A 21,308-nucleotide genomic window follows, 5' to 3' on the forward strand; every position below is an offset into this window, starting at 1 on the left:
AATGCCGCAAACTGGCCGCAGGCGGGTCAACGCCCGCAGGAAAAGACCCAGCGTGGCATTCGCCGACCGAGTGGAACCCTATTTATGCGGAACAAGCTGCTCTTCATCACCTTCGCTCACGGAAGAGGTACTCCTAGCGCAGCGGGGAGAACTTGACGGTGCGCCCGGAGACAACAGAAGCGGGAAGCCGGAGGCACGCCGAGCTCGCGGAGCCTAGAGTGTTAGACCAGATCGTGAGTGTCTTTCGTCAGGCGGATGAGCCGGCCGAGCGGCAGGAACTAGCCATTGCCCAGTATCAGTCACTCAAGAAGCAAATTCCACTCCTCTATTTGATCCTGCTCGCCAACGCATGGACGGTCGCCTACTCATATCTCGGGGTGGGACCAAGGCTGCTGACGCTCTACGTTCCTGGCGCCTTCACTGTTCTTTGCGCGGTCCGCTTCGTCAAATGGACGCGGCAGGCGGGCAAGATTCCGACCTATGCCGAGGCCCGACGGATGCTGGCGGGAACGACTCTCCTTGCGGGCCTCCTCTCGGCGATCTTCGTCTTCTGGGGGCTGGCGCTTTACTCCTACGGAACAGCGCACATGCAGGGCCAAATCGCCTTCTTCATCGGCATCACAGTGATCGGCTGCATTTTCTGTCTGATGCACCTTCCTCGGGCGGCGCTTCTGGTGTCAGCCGTGGTCAACATTCCCTTCGTACTGTTCTTCGCCGGTAGCGGCAGCCGTTCCTTTGCCGCGATCGCCGTGAACGTTGCCCTCGTCTCCATAGTTATGATGGTCATTCTCTCCATCAACTATGCCGCCTTTGCCAGCCTCATCCGCTCGCGGCGCAACATCCTCGTCAAACAGGCGGAAATGGAGGCGCTCGATGCGCACAATCTCTGGCTCGCCAACCACGACACACTGACGAAACTTCCCAACCGTCACAGCTTCCTTCTGGATATCGAGAACCGTTTTCGCGAACTTGAACACAGTAGCGACCATCTCTTCATCGGTGTGCTCGATCTCGATGGCTTTCATGTCGTCAACGATGCCTTCGGCCATCGCGGCGGTGATCAGGTCCTGAGCGAAGTGGCACAGCGACTGTTGGCGAGTGCCGAACATAGTTTCAGCGTCTTTCGCCTGGCGGGCGATGAATTCGGCCTCATAGGCACGACACCATGGGGTTCCAGCAACGAGATGCTGGAACGATCCGAGGCCATCTGCGCTGCTATCGAAGCTCCCTACCGTGTCAATGACGTAACGGCCCGCATCACCGCGACGATCGGCCTTGCCTCATCGGCCACGGTATCCGGCGGCGCGCAGCAAATCCACGAAGCTGCCGAATATGCGCTTATCAACGCCAAGAAAAGCCAAAAGCGTGGCCACACCAACCTCTTTTCTTTCGCTCATCAGGACACTATCCGCCGGCACTCTTTGGTGGAACAGGAACTGCAGACAGCTGATCTGGAAGACGAGCTGAGCCTGGTGTTTCAGCCAATCGTTGCGGTGGCTACCGGAACCCCTATCGGCTTTGAGGCGCTTGCACGATGGAACAATCGCCAGCTAGGGCGTGTCAGCCCCGGGGAATTCATTCAGATCGCCGAGCGAGCTGGTCTCGCCAACCGCCTCACCTGCGTGCTCTTGTCCAAGGCGCTCGCCGCCGCGGTAGCCTGGCCGCCACAGCTGCGCCTGTCATTCAACCTGTCCATGCAGGACATCTGTTCGCCAGACAATGTCCTAAGGCTTGTTAGCATCCTCAACAACAGTCCTTTGGATCCGAAGCGCATCGACTTCGAGATCACCGAAACAGCAGTCGTCGGCGATTTTGATCAGCTCGTCACCGCTGTTACGACGCTGAAGGCTCTCGGTGCTGGTATCTCGCTCGACGACTTCGGCACGGGTTACTCGACGCTGTCTCAGGTCAACCGCCTGCCGCTCGACAAGATCAAGATCGATCGCAGCTTCGTAACCAACATCAGTACGGTGTCAACCGGCTACAAGATCGTCAAATCTGTCATCGCGCTCTGCCGCGACATGAAGATCAGCTGCATCATCGAGGGAGTAGAGACGCAGGACGAGTTGAATACGTTGCGCAAGCTCGATTGCAGCCTTGTGCAAGGCTACTTCTATTCAAAACCGCTGCTTGCCGGCGAGATAACCGACTACATCGAAAGAGCCGGCGCGAAGGCTCTGTTCAATGCCGTCCCCACCTCCCCCGCTATCCCTCTCGATACGCCGCAGTGCCGTTCGCCCGGCGCCCGGAAAACCTCGCGGATAGCCGCGAACTGACATCCCAACCACGGAGAAAACGATGCTTTACATTCCTAAATCTCTTGTAGCCATCATCGCTATAGGCCTCACACTCACCTGCTCCAGTGCACACGCAGCGGATTCCTACTTCACAATTCGCTCAGCAGACGGCAGTAAAACCGTGGAAATCACGGCCGAGGCGATCGAGAAAGCCGGCAGCGTAACGTTCAAGACCACTTTGCCTGGCACAGATGGAGAAGAATTACACGAAGTGCGCGGCCCACTGATGCAATCGCTGCTCGAACAGGCCGGCCTTGAAGCTGAAGAATATACCGCTGTAGCACTCGATAACTATGAGATCGACGTCCCCGCAGAAGACTTCAAAACACATGGCGCGATCGCGGCCGTCGAAGTCGATGGCAAGCCGCTGACCGTGCGCGACAAGGGGCCGGCCTGGATCGTCTATCCTCGCAGCGACAACCCGGATCTAACCGATCCGATCTACGAATCGCGCAGCGTCTGGCAACTCAAAGAACTCGTTGCAAAATGAAGCTGTTCGGCAAGGCCTTGGGGAAGCTGCCTTTGCTACGCTTCCCCATCATCCTCTCACTGTTCCTGATCATGCTTCCCGTCAGCTATCTGAGCCTTGCGGAGATCGCCGACGGAATCAATAACCGCCTCTACTTCTCCGCCCGATTGGAGGAGGCGAGCAGGCTCGAACTGGAAGCCAATACGCTCTTCAGCAAGGCGGAGCTTTTCGCACGCGGAAATCCGCGCGTGGCCGCAAAGGACGTGCAGCTGGCGCTAGACCTGCTTTGGTCTCGCGTCAACGTCATGGGTACGAAAAGCTATCGCGAGGTACAGGCGGATGAGGCCTTGGACAAGTTGCTCATCGGTGAGCTTCTCGATGCCATGCCTCGGCTTGAGGCCGGAGTGAACAATCTCAGACCTGGAATTTCTGGTAGCTACCACGGCGTCGACCTCTTCGCCATGCAGTATCGCGAACGCATTATCGCCTTCAGCGATGCGGCGAACAAGGCGCGTCGCCAGCGGCTCAACACCGCAGTAGAAACCCACCTCGAAAGTGTCACCAATCTCAAACGCATCCAGATCGCCTATGTGGTGCTCGGTGTTGTCGCGGTTGTCTATGTGCTGTTCGAGCTGTTTCTGACCCGCCGGCTGAACCTCCGGCTCAATGCGAGCATCGAGGAAAAGCACCGGCTTCTCTGTACAGACCACCTGACCGGCATTGGCAATCGTGCCAGTTTCGAGAATCTGCTGCACCAACTCAAGGCGATGGTCGGCGCGAACTTTGCCGTCATCTACTTCGATCTCGACGGTTTCAAGCAGGTCAATGATACACTTGGCCACGGCATGGGTGACATGCTGTTGAAGCACGTTGCCGCGATCCTGCTCGCCGTGCGCCAGAGCGACAATGCTTTCGCCTTTCGTTTCGGCGGCGATGAGTTCGCCGTAGTGTTGACCGGCAACCGCGAGACTGCCCGTCACTATGCCGCCCGCGCTGTCCAGAAGATTGCGGCACCCGCGACGCTGGATGCCAATGTCGTTCAAGTTTCCGCCAGCGCCGGCTATTCTCACCTTGATGACCTGCGTTCCCTCGAGCCGGTGGATGCGCTCATGCGCAATGCCGACCTTGCGCTCTATGCCGCGAAGTCCGCAGGGCGCAATTGCGTACAGGCTTTCAACGGGGAGCTCCTAATCGAATACGAGCGTCGAACTTTCCTGGAGGACGTTCTCTCCCATGCCATCACGAAAGGACTGATCGACATCGCCTTTCAGCCAGTATTCGACCTGCCAACCCGCACATTGCGCGCGGTTAAGGTCGTGCCGCGGTGGTTTCATAACATCTACGGCACGATCCCACCCGCTGATGTGACAGAGATCGCGGACGGTATCAATCAGGGGGCGGCTCTGTTGCTTGTGCTGCTAAGGACGACCTTCAACCTGCTCGGCAACCTGCCGACGCAGACTGATCTTCGGGTCTATGTCGAGGCGGGAGAAAACCTGTTCTCGCAGCCGGGCTTCGCCCAATCGCTGTTTGAACTGCTCGAACGACACAGGATTGGCGCCGGCCAACTTCAGATTGAACTCACGGGCAAGCGTAGCGGCACGTTTACCGAGGCATTCCTCGCTAGCATCCGGTCGCTGCGCGATGCAGGCGTCGTCTTCGCTACCAACGATGTCGGTCGAGCAATCGACAGTCGAAACCGCCTTGCCAATCTGGATTTCGGCACGCTCAAGCTGAACCGCATGCTCATCGAGGAGGCGACGCGTAGCGAACGAAGCCGTGGCATCATCCAAGGCCTGAGCACGATGGCTGTGAAGATGGGCGCCGAGGTGATCGCAGAGGGTGTTGACCGGCGAGAGGACGTGGAGCGGCTGCAACGGCTAGGCATTACACTTGGCCAAGGCGAAGCGCTCGCACCCGCCATGACGCCGGATGAGCTTCTGCGCTATCTCGCCGGCCGTGCCGGCCCCTCTGTCGTCGCCTTCCGGCGCTAGCTTCGTCTAGCTGAGGATCAGCGCCTGTCGGACCTTACTTTTGATCTCGACGAGAGCAGCGTGCAGATCTTTCGTGAAGCGCATGGCGAAGGTCGAGCGTGGTGCTTTTGTGGTACGCCAGAGATGAATGCGGTACTGAATCGGTACAGAAAACTTGCGCACCACCATTCCATTCTTGAGATTGTGCGCGGCCGTCAGTGGATTAACAATAGAGATTCCTACGCCCCGCGCCACCATGGCACAGACACTTGACGCTGTTGTCGTCTCAACGATGAATCGCCGTGTAACGCCCGCCTTGCTGAAGACTTCATCGAGCTTGCGACGGTAGGGATCGTCTTTCGAAAAATACACGAACTCCGTATCCTCGAAATCGGCAGGTGCGAGGACCTGTTTTGCTGCAAGGCGATGGCCTATTGGCAGGATGCACACCACTTCCCCGACATCAATGGCTTCAATGGCCACCTCCCCGAACTGTTGCCCCTGTTCGGCAAGCCCGATATCGAACATTGCCGCAGTCAACTCGTTTTGTAGCGCTGTTTCCTCGATCGAATGGATCGACATCAGCGCACCCGGATGCACCTTTAGAAAGGCCTCAATGGCGATGGGCAGAACAGTGTCCGCATAGGCGGGTAGTGAGGCGATGCGCAGGTTTGCCGTGCTGCGCCCGCCAATTGCTGTCGCGGCACGGCTGATTTCCTCGAGACCCACATAGGAGCGTCGCACCACCGTATAAAGCGCCTGCGCCTGTTCAGTCGGCGTGATGCGCTTTCCAAAACGGTGGAAGAGATCGTAGCCGAGACCCTGCTCCAGATCACGCAGTTCTCGGCTGATCGTGGGTTGGGAGGTGCGAAGCGACGATGCCGCGGCGGTCACGCTCTTTTCGGTCATGACGGCGTGGAAAACTTCGATCTGTCTTTGATTTAGCCGCATGGTATCCGCTTCGGTTCATATTGAATTCGAATAAAACGACTTCCTAATGCATTTTCCAGTTACAAGCCCATGTGAGATGTTACTTATCACGGCAGCAGACCGCTACGCCGAGAGTTGGAGTGGTTGATTTCATGAATAAGCACGTCGATATAGCCGCCTCCCACGGCGGAAGCATAGCTTTTGCCAAAAATGCTGAGATTCAGCTCGATGCGAGCCATATTTCACTAGTAGCCGACGCGGTCGGCACGCCGTTTTACTGCTATTCCCCCGACGCGATGACCCTGGCATTCCAAGAATTGTCCGAGGCGCTTTCGTCGGTCGGCGCATCGATTTGCTATGCAGTAAAAGCTAACGGCAATCTCTCCATTCTTCAACTGCTATCCCGTCTTGGTTGCGGCATGGACATCGTCTCGGGCGGCGAGATGGAGCGTGCGCTTGAAGCCGGTGTGCCGGCGTCGAAGATTATTTTCTCTGGCGTAGGCAAGTCGCCGAGCGAAATCGCCAAGGCTCTTAGAGCTGGCGTACACCAGATCAACGTCGAATCCCCCGCCGAATTTCAACTTGTAGCCGATATCGCCGCTTCGCTTCAACTGCGGGCACCAGTGGCGCTGCGGGTCAACCCGGATGTCGATGCCCGCACTCACGAGAAGATTTCCACCGGCAAGAAGGGTGACAAGTTCGGCGTTGCACTTTCGGACGTCGCCGCGCTCTTCGATGCGGCGGCCGAGCGATCGGAGGTCGATATGGTTGGACTTGCCGTTCATATCGGCTCGCAAATTCTTGATCTTGCTCCCTATCGCAGCGCATACCGTGTACTCGCCGATCTCGTGTGCGACCTTCGCGCCCGGGGCCATGCCGTAAATCGCCTGGATCTAGGCGGTGGCATCGGCATTGCCTACGGATCGAATACCGCGCCTGACGTTTCAGAGTTCGCACACATAATTGCCGACACTGTCGGTGATCTCGGCTGTAAGCTGACGGTCGAGCCCGGGCGATGGCTCGTTGGTCGCGCCGGTGCGCTCGTTGCCACTGTGCTTTACACGAAGCAGGCCGGCGACCGAATGCTTGCAGTCGTCGATGCCGGCATGAACGATCTCATCCGCCCAGCACTCTATGGTGCCATCCATCCGCTAGAGGTCGTGCGTAGCACCCTCGGCGGCGAAGGGCAGTCCTACGGTATCGTCGGCCCTGTCTGCGAAAGCTCCGACATATTTGGGACGTATGACAACCTGCCGCTGCTGTCGACCGGCGACCTTGTCGCATTCCGTTGCGCCGGCGCCTATTCGGCCTCCATGGCCTCTACCTACAATGCACGCGACCTCGTTCCCGAAGTCTTCGTGAGTGATGGCCGCTTCCGCATCGTCCGGCGTCGCCAGACGACGGCAGAGCTCATGACGCTGGAAAAAGACACCATCTGGCAGAACATCGTGCCTGGCTAGAGGCGTCCAAGAACCGCGAAGAGGTTGCATGACGTAACCCCTTTGCGCTGCCGACCAGCTGCCTATGGTGGCCGGTGGGATGAAGTTGGCTGCCTAACCGATCCAGAATTCCCGTTTTGTAAGAGAATACTCGACCCATAGCGCGTCCGTGCGCTGCGGCGGAAACGCATACCATGACCCGTACAGAGTGGAACAACAAGACGCGAGAAGCGACATGAACACATCGGTGAACTTTGAACCCCTGGGGCCGGAGCGGGTGCTAACAACACTCAATTCTGTGTGCACCTCAGAAGCCTTCCGCAAGTCGAAACGCATGCGAGAACTTTTGCGCTATCTCGTACAGGAATCTATCGAACGTCCAGGCCAACCCGTGACGGCAGAGGCGATCGCCGCCAACGTCTTCAATAGGACAAACGGCTTCGACGCAATAGACGACCCTATCGTGCGCACCACGGTCAGCCGCCTGCGTGCGGCACTTGCTACACATTACGAGCAGAACGACTGCGAGGACGAGGTCGAGATCCGGATCCCCCGGGGAGGCTACCAGCCGGAGTTCTTGCCACGCTCAGCCAAACGGGGCTTGCTCACGCACTGGGGCAACCTGCGCTCGAACTTTTGGATTCTCAACGTTGCAAGTACGATCGTCGCGCTCATCGCGCTTGGCGTGGCCCTATCGGTCGGAACGGGCTCATGCTCACCGTAACCGCAAGGCACGTTTTCGAGGCGCATCCCGACGCGCCGGTAGCCCTCCAGTATCTCGACGGCAGCAAATGCGAGGCCTTTGCCTCCTTCCCATCGCTTGGAGCTGCCCTGCAGGCGCTTTGCTACGATGCAAGTGTCAGGCGTGTGTTGGCGGTGACCGTTTACGCGGCGGACGGTCACTTGGCTTTGGCGAACAGTGAAATCGGCCTCCTGATGGACGGTCTTCGCGGCCGCTACGGCACCGGCGCGCGCAGCGACATTGGTTTCTCCGATTTTGGGAGCCTGGCGGACCATGTCGCGACACTTGCGCATAGGCTCGGCCCCAACCGCTCCTTATCCATCCGTGTAGACAGGTTTGGCGGAGTTCGATGCGCCCTGCTCTAGTCTGTCACGGCGGTGCAACCGCTACAACACAATACGCGACATGTCGAAATATGCAGGATACGGCATCTGCATATCGAATATGAATAAGCCGAGCGTAGCATTTATTTCCCTACACGAACATTCTTTGGCAGTATCAATTTGTTCGGAATGGCCAGCGCCTGTTCTTGACATGCAACAAAGAAGCAGAGCGAAGCAAAAAAGCTCAGGGGATGAACAAGAATTGCGACTGACATGCCTCAAATGGCAGCGTCAAAGTCGTTACTGGGGCGGTCCTGGTATTGGGGCGCCGCAGGCACTCGCCAATAGGCCGAGTGAGGGGTCTACAAAGCTTTCGAAAGACCAGTTGGCTACCGCAATGCGGCCGGCCTCGCGATACTATACGCCCGACACCTTTCAGCATCGGGGCGAGGCCAAACTAGGAGGAATGGAATGCTCACGAAAGTCAAATTGATGATGGCGACGGGCTTGGTTGGCCTCGCGCTTCTTTCACCAGCAGTCGCGGCGGATCTTCGTATCGCCTTTACGGAAGATCCGAAGAACGTCGACGTACAGAAGACGACCGACTTCTATACCCTGCCGCTCAACATCTATGACCGCCTCGTCGACGCCGAGACGACGGAGCCGGGAAAGTCGACGCTGGTACCGGGCCTGGCGGAGAGCTGGGATGTTTCTTCCGACGGAAAGGTCTATACATTTCATCTGCGCCAGGGCATCAAGTTCCACAATGGCGAGGAGCTGACGGCCGACGACGTCCTTTACACCTTCGACCGTATGCTCGATCCGAAGACCAAAGCGCTCAGCACGGATATCCTGGATTTCGTCGATGGCGCGAAGGAGCGCCTAGATGGCACGGCCACCACGGTGCGCGGTCTTGAAGCCGTCGACAAGAATACCCTCAAGATCACGCTGCGCGACCCTTACGGCGCATTCCTGGCACTGATGGCAAGCCCTGCCGCATCGATCTACAACCGCAAATTCACCGAGCCGCTCGGTGACCAGTACGGCCTCACGCCCGAGACAACAAACGGCACAGGTCCGTTCAAGCTGGAAGAGTACAATCTCAACGATAGCCAGGTGCTCGTTGCCAACGACGCCTATTATAAGGGCCGCCCTAAGCTCGACCGCATCGTCGCCCGCGTCGTCGGGGATCCCGAAACGCTTCGTTTGCTGTTCGAATCCGACGAGATCGACATCCTCGACATAGATGCGGCTCCGACCCAGCTTCCCTACTTCGAGGGCAGCGATCAATGGAAGGGTCAAATCCGTTCAGGCCCGCGCGTCGGCATCTACTACTACCACATCAACCAAGCTAACAAGCCATTCGACGATGTGCGCGTGCGCAAGGCCTTCCAGATGGCCATCAACCGCCAGGAAATCCTAGACAAGAATTTTTACGGCAAGGGTATGATCGAGAACGGCGTCATGCCGCGCGGCGTGGTGTGCTACGAGGCGGCAACCCCGATCGAGTACAATCCGCAGAAAGCGAAAGAACTTCTAGCAGAGGCGGGCTATCCCAACGGCGTCGACATCAAGCTGACGCAGGTCAGCAGTTGGGCTAGCAAATGGTCCGACATGAACCAGATCATCCAGGCGCAGATCAAGGATGCCGGTTTCAATGCCGCCATCAGCACGGTCGACGAAGCGGCTTATTTCGCAACGCGCAAGGAAGGCAAAATCGACAACTACGCACAGACGTGGTCCGCCGATTTCAACGATCCGGACAATTTCTTCTACACTTTCTTCAGCAAGAGCGGTTCAAAGGTGCGCGCCTACAACAACAACGACGAGACGGTCTTTGCCGCGCTCGACAAGGCCCGCACGCTCATCAACCCGGACGAGCGCTGCGCGCTCTACCGTCAGATGAACGAGCGCATCGTGCATGAAGATGCGGCCTGGGTGCCTCTCTTCAGCCTAGACCACGCGTTTGTCGTCCAGCCGCGCGTCAAGAACTTCGTCATTCCGTGGAACGGCTGGAGCGACATGAGCTACTACAAAACGGAAGTCGAGTAAGCATCCTCCCAGCAAGAGAGGGGCGCTGCAACTGCGGCGTCCCTCCAGACGGTGCGTTCCATGCCATGAACCTCCGAAGCTCTCTCTCCTTCCATGAAAGAATCATCGATGCTCGTCTTCGCGCTAAAACGCATCGCGGTTTCGATCCCTGTTCTGATCGGCACCACGGCACTACTGTTCGTCATGCTGAACGTCGTTCCAGGTGACCCGATAGCCCTGCTAATGGGGGAACATGCGAGTGCAGAGGTCATCGAGCGCGTGCGCACCCAGATGAACCTCGATGATCCGCTGATTACCCGCTACTTCCGCTTCCTCTTCGCCGCATTGCAGGGTGATCTCGGTGTTTCGATCAAGCTGAACCGTCCCGTGACGACGCTCATCCTCAACGCCTTTCCCAACACATTGATCCTGGCGCTGAGTGCGGCGGTGGTGTCCTGGGTGATCGGCATTCCGGCCGGTGTGCTTTCCGCGGTGCGGCGCGATTCTCTACTCGACAACTTCTTCATGGGTTTTTCGCTGCTCGGTGTTTCCATGCCGATCTTCTGGTCGGCATTGCTGATGCAATATGTCTTTGCAATGCAGCTGAAATGGCTGCCGGTTTCCGGTTTCTACGGCCCGAAATACCTTATCCTGCCGGCCATCGTGCTTGGCTGGAGCTCGGCCGGCGTGATCGCCCGCCTTACCCGCTCAAGCCTGCTGGAAGTGATGCGCCACGACTACATCCGCACCGCCCGTGCGAAGGGGCTGCGGGAAATCCGTGTCATCTCCAACCACGCGCTTAAAAACGCCATGATCCCCGTCGTCACCATCATGGCCATCCAGGTGGCAAGCCTGTTATCCGGCGCCGTCATTACCGAGGCGATTTTCGGCATTCCCGGTGTCGGCCGCATCTCGGTCAATGCCATCCAGGCACGTGACATGCCGCTCCTGCAGGGCTCCGTGCTCTTCGCCACCGCGCTTGTCATCCTCGGCAATCTTGTCGCCGACATACTCTATTCCGTGCTCGATCCGAGAATCCGCCACCAGATGAAGGGAGGCGTGAAATGAGTCAGGTCGCAAAAACGAATGAGGACGTGAACGACGGTGACGACAGCTTCCTCAGCGACGCCATCCGCGCCTTCCGTCGTAACCGTATGGCCATGGCGGGCCTCTTGCTGATCAGCATCCTGTTTTTCCTGGCGCTGTTCGCGCCGCTGATCAGCACGCATGATCCCTACCGCGTTGCACTTGGCGAGCAATTCATGCCGCCTTCGATGACCTATTGGCTCGGCACGGACAATTTCGGTCGCGATCTTGTCACGCGCATCCTCTATGGCGCCCGCATTTCACTGGTCGTAGGCATCGTGCCGAGCTTCATATCTCTGGTCATCGGTACGGTGTTTGGAATCATCAGCGGTTATTATGGCGGCAAGGTCGATTTCATCATCATGCGGCTTGCTGACATGATGATCGCCTTCCCTTCGCTTTTGCTGGCCATGGTCGTGATGTACACGCTGGGTGCTAATCTCTTCAACATCTTCATCGCGCTCAGCCTTGTCGGCTGGGCCGGCGTGGCTCGAGTCGTGCGCTCGCAGACACTGGCTGTGAAGGAGAAGGAATTCATCGAAGCCGCGCGGGCCAACGGCACGTCGAAGGCCTCCATCATGCTGCGCCACATCTTCCCGAACGTCGTGCCGACGCTGATCGTGCTCTTCTCGCTCTCTATTCCCGAGGCGATCATGTGGGAATCGAGCCTCAGCTTCCTCGGGGTCGGCGTACAGCCGCCGGAAGCGAGTTGGGGCCTGCTCGTCGCAAAGGGCAAGGAATATCTCTTCGCTGCCCCCCTCGTTGCGATCATGCCCGGCGTCGCGATTCTCGTCACAGTGCTGGCATTCAACTTTGTCGGTGATGGACTGCGCGATGCCCTCGATCCCTACATGAAGGACTGACACGGCATGATGCAGCCACCTCCCCTCCTCGACGTGCGTAACTTGCGCACTGAATTCTCCTCGCACAGGGGCGCCGTGCGCGTCCTCGACGACGTCTCCTTCTCTGTCCGCGCCGGCCGCATCGTCGGCCTCGTTGGCGAAAGCGGTTCGGGCAAGAGCATGACGGCGCTGTCACTAATGGGCCTGGTACCCTCGCCGCCAGGCAAGGTGACAGCCGAAAGCATTCAGCTTTCCGGCAATGAGATGACGCGGCTCTCGCCTGATGAGATGCGCAGCAAGCGGGGCCGCGAACTCTCCATGGTCTTCCAGGAGCCGATGACCGCGCTGAACCCGGTCAAGACCATGGTGCAGCAGGTCGGCGAGCCGCTCGCCATTCATAGCAACCTCGGTAGGCGGGAAATCCGCGAAAAGGTGCTGCGCATGTTTGAGATGGTTGGCATTCCCGAGCCCGCTGCCCGCCTCGATGTCTATCCACACCAGCTCTCTGGCGGACTTCGCCAGCGTGCGATGATCGCGATGGGCCTTATCTGCGAGCCGAAGCTTCTGATTGCCGACGAGCCGACAACGGCACTCGATGTCACCACCCAGGCGCAGATCCTTCGCTTGATGGTCGGACTTCGCGATCGCGTCGGCACGGCCATCGTCATGATCACCCACGATCTCGGCATCATCGCCGAGATGTGTGACGAGGTGAACGTGATGTATGCCGGCCAAATCGTCGAACAGGCCAATGTCTTCGACCTCTTTGATCGTCCTTCGCATCCCTACACGCGAGGTCTCCTTGCCTCCATTCCGAAGGCAACGGAAAAGCGCGCAGACGGCCGACTGAACAGTATCAAGGGCATCGTACCCAATCTTGCGAAGCTGTCCGGCGGCTGTCGGTTCAATCCGCGTTGCGGCGATGCCATGCCGATCTGCCGACAGCAGCCCCCGCCACTCGCCGATCTCGGTGGCGGCCATCTTGCTCGTTGCTGGCTTCACACCAAAGAGGGAGCAACGGCGTGAACGACGTCCTCATCTCCACCAAGGCCCTCAGCAAGCATTATGTGATCGACAAAGGCCTGTTCGGTGGTGCAGCACGCACCGTGCGCGCCGTCGATGGCGTAGACTTAGATATTCACGCACGCGAGACCTTCGCGCTCGTTGGTGAATCCGGTTGCGGCAAGACGACGCTTGGCCGCACCATCCTACGCCTTATTGAGCGCACCTCCGGTGAAGTGCTTTATCGCGGAGAGCCTCTGAACGCGCTGGACGAAAAGGCCATGCGCGCTATGCGTAAGAAGCTGCAGATCGTCTTCCAAGATCCATTCGCCTCGCTCAACCCACGTATGCGCGTCAAGGATATCCTCGCCGAGCCGCTAAGTGCGCACGGTTATGGCAATAAGGCCGAGATCGAGAAGCGCTGCAAGGAACTGCTCGACATGGTGGGCCTGGCATCGCATCTGCTGCGCCGCTATCCGCATCAATTCAGCGGCGGCCAGCGCCAGCGTATCGGCATCGCTCGGGCTCTTGCCAACAGCCCCGAGTTCGTCGTCTGCGACGAGGCGGTCTCAGCGCTTGATGTGTCGATCCAGGCGCAGGTGCTGAACCTCCTGCGAGACCTTCAGGAGCAGCTGAAGCTCACCTATCTCTTCATCACCCACGATCTCAGCGTGGTGCGCCAGTTCGCCGACCGCGTCGGGGTGATGTTCCTCGGCCGGCTCGTCGAAGTCGGCACGACGGAAGAAATCTTTTCGAGCCCGCGCCACCCCTATACGATGTTTCTGATCTCGGCCGTGCCACGGCCGGATCCGCACCAGCGGAAACGCGAGCGACCTATGCTGGTCGGCGACATTCCAAGCCCGATGAACCTGCCCTCCGGATGCCGGTTCCATACGCGGTGTCCCTATGCGCAGGCGATATGCAAGCAGGAGGACCCGCTCCTTGCTGACCGCTCCGGCCGCATCGTCGCCTGCCATTTCCCGTTAGCCCCGTAAGGAAGGAAGCGTCATGGACCTAGTCGTCATTCCCGCTGGCACAAGCTGGCAGGCAAAATATGGAGAACATCGCTGGCGCTGTACCGTTGGTCGCTGCGGCGTGCATGTCGAAAAGGTAGAAGGGGACGGCGTCAGCCCGGTCGGCCGCTGGCCGATCCGTACAGTGTTGTATCGCTCCGACCGGATCGAAAAACCGATCTCTCCCTTCCCTACCCAGGCCATCACCGAGCTGGATGGTTGGTGCGACGACCCTGCACACGCGGACTACAACCGTCTGGTCACTCGCCCTTTTTCGGCAAGCCACGAGGAGATGTGGCGGCAGGACAATCTTTACGACATCGTGGTCGTGCTCGGCCACAATGACGACCCGCCGGTGCGCGGTGCAGGCAGCGCCATCTTCCTGCACATCGCTCACGTGGACTACTCCCCGACAGAGGGTTGTGCCGCCCTTGCCAGAGGCGACCTGCTAGCGTTTCTTGCGTGCGCACAACCCGGAACACATCTTGAGTTCCGCGCGACGGTTTGACAGGGTGAGACAATGACGGTGCTGGATACTGCGGCGCTCGAACGGGCGCTGAACTGTCTTCCCCTTCGTTTTCGCGGGCCGGGAGGCGTGGCTGGCGTCGTCAAGGATGGCAAGGTTGTGGCTCGACGCGCCTGGGGCTTCGCCGACATGTATCGACGGCTGCCGATGGCGGCAAAGACACGGCTGCCGATCTGCTCGATCTCCAAACAGTTCACCTGCGCCTTGCTGCTCGACCAGTTCGATGATCCCGCCGTGCTGGACAATAAGATCCATGATTTCCTGCCCAACTACCGCGACCGGCTGCCGACGGTCGCGGAACTCTGCCACAACCAGTCGGGCCTCCGCGACTACTGGGCGTTGACCGTACTGCAGGGCGCCTACCCGGAAACCGAATTCCGTCGCGAGGATGCCCTGCCGCTCATCGCCAGCGCGAAGACCGGCCATTTTCCGGCGGGCGCGCACTATTCCTATAGCAACGGCAATTTCCGCATCCTCGGTGAACTGATCGAGCGCGGCACCGGCCGCGATTTTGCCGATCTTCTTGCCGAGCGCCTGTTTGCGCCGGCCGGCATGGCAACGGCCATCCTCTGCCCGAATACGCGCGTGCCGCCCGATGGCGTCATCGGCTACGAGGGCAATGACGATGTCGGCTTCCTGCCCGCCGACAACGGCATCTATTGGTTCGGCGATGCCGGCATTGCCGCATCGCTGGACGACATGCTCGCCTGGGAATGCCATATCGACGCGACGCGCGGCGACCCGGATGGCCTTTATAACCGCCTCTCGGCCCCCGTCTTCTACGCTGACGGCACTTCCGCGACCTATGCTTATGGTCTGCGGCAGGACATCTACAACGGGATGAAGTTCACCGGCCACGGCGGGGGACTCCGTGGTTTCAGCTCCTTCCGCATGCATGTGGCGGAGGAGCGCCTGTCCGTGGTGGTCATGTTCAACCACGACACCAGCACATTCACAGCTGCCGCCGCACTCGTCGATGCCGCCCTGGGCCGCAAAAGCTCTGCGGAAACCATTCCGCCGGCGGAATGGGATGGGCTTTGGCTGGACGAGGCACAGGGCCTCGTCGTGCGCACTGCCGCGGACAGGGGTACGGTGAAACTCCACTATGGCCCCTCCCCCGCACGGGCGATGGTGGCGCCTGATGGTGTTGCATACGGGCAGGGTTTCAGCCTGCGAAAGGAAAATGGCCGTCTCCTGATGCGGCGAGACAGCGAAAACCTTGCCGTCACTGCCCGTCGTCTCGATCCGGTGGAATGGGCAGATGCGGCGCCGGTCGCCGGCCGTTACTGGTCCGAAGAACTGGATGCTTTCTTGGAAATCGAAGCTCGCGACGGAGCGGCCTTCGCCGTCTTTGAAGGACTATACGGCAAGGGTCCGATGGAGCGCATGTACGCGTTGGCTGAGGACGTTTGGATCGTCACCAGCCGCCGCGCCCTGGACGCGGCGGCGCCCGGAGACTGGACAGTGCTCATCCAGAGAGACACCACCGGTACAGTTACCGGACTTACCCTCGGCTGTTGGCTGGCGCGCCGAATTAGCTACCGCCGCGCTTTCACCTGAATCCAGGATTTTCCTGCCACCCGCCCGCTCGCTAAAACAATTCACTTCCGCGTAGAGGAGCCGGATTCATACTTAAAATAAAAACCTCGATCATAAACAATGATCTGAAAGAAACGCTCCAGTTTTTGATGCGGCATGAAAGTTAAAAGATATAGCGATGATTTAAACGTTCACGCCGCTTGGAGGCAAATCTTCATCATTTCGAAATCTATTGTTTTGACCTCGATTTCTCGCATGCCTTGTGTACTTCCGCTCTCAGTCGAATCGGATATGGAAAAATAGGGCGTTGGGACGATGGTTTCCCGCCTGGCTATCGGGACGATAACTATCTGAGATTTGTGCGGTCGCAGAAAAGCATGCTCATCACGCTTGCATTCTCGCGGCTCTACCAAATCAATGGACTAGTCTGGGACGCGGACCCCGGATTTGGCGCTGCGCCCGTGTTTTGCCGTTCTTGCAGGTCCCTTTGCTTGGTCGCAACCGTACGAAATGCGGCCTTGCCCACCAGCGGGAGACCTTGGATAGCGTAAGCGAGGCAGGCTCGAAGAGAAGATTACCTTGTCCCCTACCAGGCGGCCAAAAGCAGGCTCCAGTTGTTCCGCCAGCATCTGGGGCAAAGCCTTACCAGAAAGCACCAGTTTCACCCGTAAGAGAGTGGCCGTTTTGAATTTCCGTCTGTCATCGACAAGCACATTCGGGCTTTGGCCCGCAACGCGCAGCACAGACCGGATCATTCCCATTTCCTCGATGAAATCTTAGAAATTAGGTCATCGGAAGACATGCCGTCTTCCTGCGATGGGCCAGGGTAACCAACCCTTTTAAACAGCAGTGCCTGTAACCATGACTGCTGAAGGTGCCATCGTGAGCCTCCTCCTTCGCATCGTTAGCAAGAATTCAATTGAGGCACGGTGCGCGACTTCCAAAGCAATGCCAGTAGTTGTCAGCCGCACGAATGAAAGAGCTCATTGCGGAGAGCAGGTGCATAACCGCCACCGCTTCTGTCGTATAAGTATATGAAAAAGGCCGGCAGATGCCGGCCTTTTCCTGAGATGGTTCAACGCCTGTAGCGCAGGCGCTCCTGTTCGACTTCCGCCGGCCCATAGGGGTCGAGGGTGTCGTCGAAGCGCGTCCAGCCCTCCTCGGCATAGACGGAGCGCCGCTGGTCGGGATCGACCCAGTTCGATTTGCGAAGGATGGCCTCGGCCTCCGCCTGGAGGCTTTCGTCGACCTTGGCGGTCACGAGCGTGCCGCCACGGCGAACACCTTCCGCATAGACATGCGCATCGTCCTCGGAAACGCCGGATTCGGTCAGCGCGCCGATGAGCCCGCCTGCGGCACCACCCGCCACCGCGCCCGCGACCGCACCTGCCGCTGTGGCGGCAAGCCAGCCGGCGGCGACCACCGGTCCAACGCCCGGAATGGCCATGATGCCAAGCCCGGTCAAAAGGCCGCCGACGCCACCGACGGCGGCGCCGATGCCGGCACCCGTCCCGGCGCCTTCAGCGGCATTGGTTTCCTTGTCATGACGGTCATCAGCATTGTTGGAAACGATGCTGATATCGCTGGACGGCACACCGCGTGCCTCCAGGGCGCTGACGGCGGCGCTTGCATCGGAATAGTCGTCGAAAAGTCCTGTAACGGTTTTCATGGATATCTCCTGAAGAAATGAGTTTAGTTGGCGACGATATTGCCCTGATAGTCGAGCGCGACGCTCACGGCCTTGCCGTCCTTGGTCGCCTTGGCCTGCCAGACACCCTTGTCGTCCAGCATCAGGCCGGTGACGTCGGCATAACCGGCTTCCGCAATGCGTTCTTTCGCCTGGTCTTCGGTGAAGCTGTTCGCGCCTTCGACCGGGGCCGTTGCATTCTTGCTGTCGGGCGTCGCAACAGCCGGCGTGTCGCCATCGGTTGTCGGTGCGGTGGAGGTCTGAGCGAAGGCGCCAAAGGTCGAAGCACCCACCAGGGCGGCGGCTAGGAGAAGTTTTTTCATGATTTTTTCCTCGTTGGAGCCTGAGATCAGGCCCCGGAAGAACACACTGCGGGCCGCATGGTTCCGCAGTTCGAAAAATAGAAATTTACAGTGCTGCTTCATGGAACCTCAGGCGATTCAAAGAGTTGGGGCACCATGCTGCGGGCATTCGCTCGCACATTACTGGAGGTTTTCAAAAATGGGTCGCGGTATTCTTCTCTGGCTTCTGGGCATCCCCCTGCCGATCGTCATCTTGCTTGTCCTTTTCCTGCGATAGGAGGCGGACATGTCCCTTTACAGTTCAGGCGTCTCCGACGTCGGCGTGGAATCCAGCACGCCGGCCTTGGCCTGGGGTCCCGTCATTGGCGGTGCCGTCGCGGCGGCTGCCGCGACAATCATTCTTCTTCTGCTCGGTTCCGGCGTCGGCCTCACGATGGTCTCGCCATGGTCGGGCGACAGCGCATCCTTCGCCACCGTCGGCGTCACGGCCACGATCTGGTTAGTGGTCGTTCAGTGGCTGGCCTCCGCACTCGGGGGTTATCTCACCGGCCGTCTGCGGACGAAGTGGGCCAATGTCCACACGGATGAGGTGTTCTTCCGGGACACCGCACACGGCTTTCTGAGCTGGGCACTGGCCACGGTGGTCGTGGTGGGTCTGGCAGGTTCCGCCTTTACCTCGCTTGCCGGCGCAGGCGCTCAGGCCGTATCGACGGCTGCAGCGACGGCGACGGTTGCGGGCACTGCTGCCGCGGCAAACAGCGACGCGGCCACGCCCGATGCCGCGACCGGCTACTTCACGGATATGCTGCTGCGTCCGCAGGATTTGGCGAGCCGGGCACAAGCGGACAATGCATCCGCCGCGGCCGAGATTTCCCGCATCCTGATGCAGGGTGCGCTCAATGAAGGCGGGGTGCCGGAAGCCGACCGCACCTATATCTCGTCGATCGTCGCGTCGCGCGCCGGCATTCCGCCGGAAGAGGCGCGCGCCAGGGTCGACCAGGTTCTGAAGCAGATCGAGGATGCGAAGAACGCCGCCCTCAAGGCTGCCGACGAGGCGCGCAAATCCGCCGCGACGGCGGCGATGCTCGGCGCCCTGTCGCTGCTCGTCGGCGCCTTCATCGCGTCGGCTGCCGCCGCACTAGGCGGACGTCACCGTGACGATGAAGAAGCGGCCTTGACCGTTGCACGCTAAGCAATCCGGAAGCCGTCCCTCTCGGGGCGGCTTCTTTCACTTCATACGACAGAATAATTTATTGTGCAGTGCAGCAACCTTATCGCTGCAGAAGGGTTAGGGTGTATGCGCCAATCCGGCGCGCTACCTGGAGCCCCCTTATGAGATCGCTATCCGATACGCTGGAACGGCTCGCGCGACTGCGCTCCGTCAAGCCCGCCGCACCGACCGGCTCAATCCTGAACAAGCTCGATCATTTCGGCGGAAACCCAGGCTCTTTGGCGGCGTGGCAGCATGTGCCGAAGCAGCTGCCGGCATCACCGGCCTTGGTGGTCGTGCTGCATGGCTGCACGCAAAATGCCGCCGGCTATGATGCCGGCTCCGGCTGGTCGGCGCTCGCCGAGGATTATGGTTTCGTGGTGCTCTTTCCCGAACAGAACAGACAGAACAATGCCAACCTGTGTTTCAACTGGTTCAATGCCGCCGACATTCAGCGGGACCAGGGCGAAGCGATGTCCATCCGGCAAACGATCGCCAGCGTGGTCGCCGAACATGGCATCGATGAGCGCCGGATCTACATCACCGGTCTTTCTGCCGGCGGCGCGATGGCGAACGCCATGCTGGCCTGCTACCCGGAGGTTTTTGCCGGCGGCGCCATAATCGCCGGCCTCCCCTATGCGACCGCCACGACCGTCCCGGAAGCGTTCGACCGCATGCGCGGCCAAGGGCTTCCCGGCACCGGCAGCTTGCAGGCAGGCCTGCGTGCCGCTTCACGGCATGAAGGCGCCTGGCCGACGATTTCCGTCTGGCAGGGAACGAGCGATAACACGGTGGTTCCAGACAACGCCTCCGCGATCATCGCGCAATGGCAGGGCGTGCATGCGGTTCCCGAACAGCCCAGCCAGGTCGAGACGATGGATCGACATTTAAGATCCGTGTGGCGAGACGATCGCGGCATCGAGGCAATCGAACTCTACACGATTTCCGGCATGGGGCATGGCACGCCGGTCGATCCGTCCACTGGATATGGCAGGGCAGCGCCCTTTATGCTCGACGTCGGCCTTTCGTCGACGGTGCAGATCGCGCGCAGCTGGGGCCTTGCCGCTTCGTTCGAGCGCCGCGATCGCCCGCCGACCTCGCCCTCCGCAGAAAGAACGCTCACGCAGCAGCCCCCATCCGGTGGTGCCGGCAACAGCATTCAGTCGATCATCGAGAATGCACTGCGTTCGGCCGGTTTGATGAAGTGAGGTCGGGCTCGGCTGCGCGGCCTTTTATAGATTTATTTTCCAACCGGCGGAACGTCGTCTCGGTTCCACGGTTGTGTAAGTCTACCCCTCTCGAAAATTTGAACGGATATTCCAATGCCGACGGAAAAGACTTTGAACGACCTGTTCCTTGATACGCTCAAGGATATCTACTTCGCCGAAAAACAGATCCTGAAGGCTCTGCCGAAAATGGCGCGTGCGGCCCAGTCTGAAGAAGGCAAGGCCGGCTTCCTGCAGCACCGCGACGAAACGCAGGGCCAGATCGAACGCCTCGAACAGGTGTTCGAACTCCTTGGCAAGCCGGCCCGCGGCAAGACCTGCGAAGCCATCCAGGGCATCATCGCCGAAGGCGAGGAGATCATGGAAGACTACAAGGGCACCGCCGCCCTCGATGCCGGCCTCATCTCCTCCGCCCAGGCGGTCGAGCACTACGAGATCGCGCGCTACGGCACGCTGAAGGCCTGGGCAAAACAGCTTGGCATGAAAGACGCGATCCCGCTTCTCGACGCCAATCTCCAGGAGGAGATCGCGGCCGACCAGAAGCTGACGGCGCTCGGCGAATCCTCGGCAAATGCCAAGGGCTCGATGAAAAAGGCCAGCTAAACTGCCAGCAATACCGATCAGGCCGCCTTCAGGGGCGGCCTTTTTAGTTCCACGCCTTCGCCGCCCTT

19 protein-coding genes are annotated in these 21,308 nt (G+C 59.4%); 16 read left to right on the plus strand and 3 right to left on the minus strand.

What is annotated here, in order from left to right:
* The first annotated feature begins 218 nt into the window (after positions 1-218).
* Genes ACOZK4_RS19140 through ACOZK4_RS19150 form a run of 3 tightly spaced genes read left to right on the plus strand, consistent with a single transcriptional unit; the run spans position 219 to position 4,760 of the window.
* Positions 219-2,276: a putative bifunctional diguanylate cyclase/phosphodiesterase gene (locus ACOZK4_RS19140; protein ID WP_421593239.1), complete on the plus strand. Its 2,058-nt coding sequence runs from the start codon at positions 219-221 to the stop codon at positions 2,274-2,276.
* A gap of 22 nt (positions 2,277-2,298) precedes the next feature.
* Complete coding sequence (locus ACOZK4_RS19145) at positions 2,299-2,787, plus strand: hypothetical protein (RefSeq protein ID WP_421593240.1); 489 nt, start codon at positions 2,299-2,301, stop codon at positions 2,785-2,787.
* Entirely contained in the window at positions 2,784-4,760 is a 1,977-nt protein-coding gene (locus ACOZK4_RS19150) for an EAL domain-containing protein (protein WP_421593241.1), read from the plus strand. Before ACOZK4_RS19145 ends, ACOZK4_RS19150 begins: the two co-directional genes overlap by 4 nt.
* Positions 4,761-4,766: 6 nt before the next feature.
* Here the strand turns inward: ACOZK4_RS19150 and ACOZK4_RS19155 are convergent, their stop codons facing one another.
* Complete coding sequence (locus tag ACOZK4_RS19155) at positions 4,767-5,690, minus strand: LysR family transcriptional regulator (protein WP_313529263.1); 924 nt, start codon at positions 5,688-5,690, stop codon at positions 4,767-4,769.
* 131 nt (positions 5,691-5,821) lie between these two features.
* On the opposite strand from ACOZK4_RS19155, the gene lysA reads away from it, so the two are divergent.
* From lysA to ACOZK4_RS19205, 10 genes are all read left to right on the plus strand, one after another.
* Positions 5,822-7,129 (plus strand): diaminopimelate decarboxylase, encoded by a 1,308-nt coding sequence (gene lysA / locus ACOZK4_RS19160; protein ID WP_421593242.1) that lies wholly within the window; start codon positions 5,822-5,824, stop codon positions 7,127-7,129.
* Between the two features lie 214 nt (positions 7,130-7,343).
* Positions 7,344-7,832 carry a hypothetical protein gene (locus tag ACOZK4_RS19165; RefSeq protein WP_421593243.1) on the plus strand — a complete coding sequence of 163 codons (489 nt, stop codon included), beginning with the start codon at positions 7,344-7,346 and terminating at the stop codon, positions 7,830-7,832.
* On the plus strand, positions 7,820-8,215 hold the full coding sequence (locus ACOZK4_RS19170) for a hypothetical protein (protein ID WP_421593244.1): 396 nt from the start codon (positions 7,820-7,822) through the stop codon (positions 8,213-8,215). The genes ACOZK4_RS19165 and ACOZK4_RS19170 overlap by 13 nt, the downstream gene beginning before the upstream one ends.
* Before the next feature lie 429 nt (positions 8,216-8,644).
* On the plus strand, positions 8,645-10,225 hold the full coding sequence (locus ACOZK4_RS19175; protein WP_313529251.1) for an ABC transporter substrate-binding protein: 1,581 nt from the start codon (positions 8,645-8,647) through the stop codon (positions 10,223-10,225).
* Positions 10,226-10,318: 93 nt separating this feature from the next.
* Entirely contained in the window at positions 10,319-11,272 is a 954-nt protein-coding gene (locus ACOZK4_RS19180; RefSeq protein ID WP_313529248.1) for an ABC transporter permease, read from the plus strand.
* Positions 11,269-12,153 carry an ABC transporter permease gene (locus tag ACOZK4_RS19185; protein WP_421593245.1) on the plus strand — a complete coding sequence of 295 codons (885 nt, stop codon included), beginning with the start codon at positions 11,269-11,271 and terminating at the stop codon, positions 12,151-12,153. Before ACOZK4_RS19180 ends, ACOZK4_RS19185 begins: the two co-directional genes overlap by 4 nt.
* Before the next feature lie 6 nt (positions 12,154-12,159).
* Positions 12,160-13,158, plus strand: a complete 999-nt coding sequence (locus tag ACOZK4_RS19190) for an ABC transporter ATP-binding protein (RefSeq protein WP_421593246.1) — start codon at positions 12,160-12,162, stop codon at positions 13,156-13,158.
* Complete coding sequence (locus ACOZK4_RS19195) at positions 13,155-14,129, plus strand: ABC transporter ATP-binding protein (protein WP_421593247.1); 975 nt, start codon at positions 13,155-13,157, stop codon at positions 14,127-14,129. The genes ACOZK4_RS19190 and ACOZK4_RS19195 overlap by 4 nt, the downstream gene beginning before the upstream one ends.
* Positions 14,130-14,142: 13 nt before the next feature.
* Positions 14,143-14,655 (plus strand): L,D-transpeptidase family protein, encoded by a 513-nt coding sequence (locus tag ACOZK4_RS19200; protein ID WP_421593248.1) that lies wholly within the window; start codon positions 14,143-14,145, stop codon positions 14,653-14,655.
* Between the two features lie 12 nt (positions 14,656-14,667).
* Positions 14,668-16,233, plus strand: coding sequence for a D-aminopeptidase (locus ACOZK4_RS19205; protein ID WP_421593249.1), 1,566 nt, complete (start codon positions 14,668-14,670; stop codon positions 16,231-16,233).
* A 1,054-nt stretch (positions 16,234-17,287) separates the two neighbouring features.
* Here the strand turns inward: ACOZK4_RS19205 and ACOZK4_RS19210 are convergent.
* Positions 17,288-17,881, minus strand: coding sequence for a general stress protein (locus ACOZK4_RS19210; protein WP_421593250.1), 594 nt, complete (start codon positions 17,879-17,881; stop codon positions 17,288-17,290).
* A gap of 23 nt (positions 17,882-17,904) precedes the next feature.
* Complete coding sequence (locus tag ACOZK4_RS19215; RefSeq protein WP_421593251.1) at positions 17,905-18,222, minus strand: PepSY domain-containing protein; 318 nt, start codon at positions 18,220-18,222, stop codon at positions 17,905-17,907.
* A 265-nt stretch (positions 18,223-18,487) separates the two neighbouring features.
* Here ACOZK4_RS19215 and ACOZK4_RS19220 point away from each other — a divergent pair, with 265 nt between their 5' ends.
* The 3 genes from ACOZK4_RS19220 (at position 18,488) to ACOZK4_RS19230 (ending at position 21,240) form a co-directional block, all read left to right on the plus strand.
* A complete protein-coding gene (locus tag ACOZK4_RS19220; RefSeq protein ID WP_421593252.1) occupies positions 18,488-19,393 on the plus strand; it encodes a hypothetical protein in 906 nt (301 codons plus the stop codon).
* Positions 19,394-19,533: 140 nt separating this feature from the next.
* Positions 19,534-20,619: an alpha/beta hydrolase family esterase gene (locus ACOZK4_RS19225; protein ID WP_421593312.1), complete on the plus strand. Its 1,086-nt coding sequence runs from the start codon at positions 19,534-19,536 to the stop codon at positions 20,617-20,619.
* A 114-nt stretch (positions 20,620-20,733) separates the two neighbouring features.
* The gene (locus ACOZK4_RS19230) at positions 20,734-21,240 is read left to right on the plus strand and encodes a ferritin-like domain-containing protein (protein ID WP_421593253.1); all 507 of its coding nucleotides are present in this window, start codon (positions 20,734-20,736) and stop codon (positions 21,238-21,240) included.
* The last annotated feature ends 68 nt before the right edge of the window (positions 21,241-21,308 follow it).

Source organism: Shinella sp. M27, assembly GCF_049199905.1.
In the GTDB taxonomy this organism is placed as follows: domain Bacteria; phylum Pseudomonadota; class Alphaproteobacteria; order Rhizobiales; family Rhizobiaceae; genus Shinella.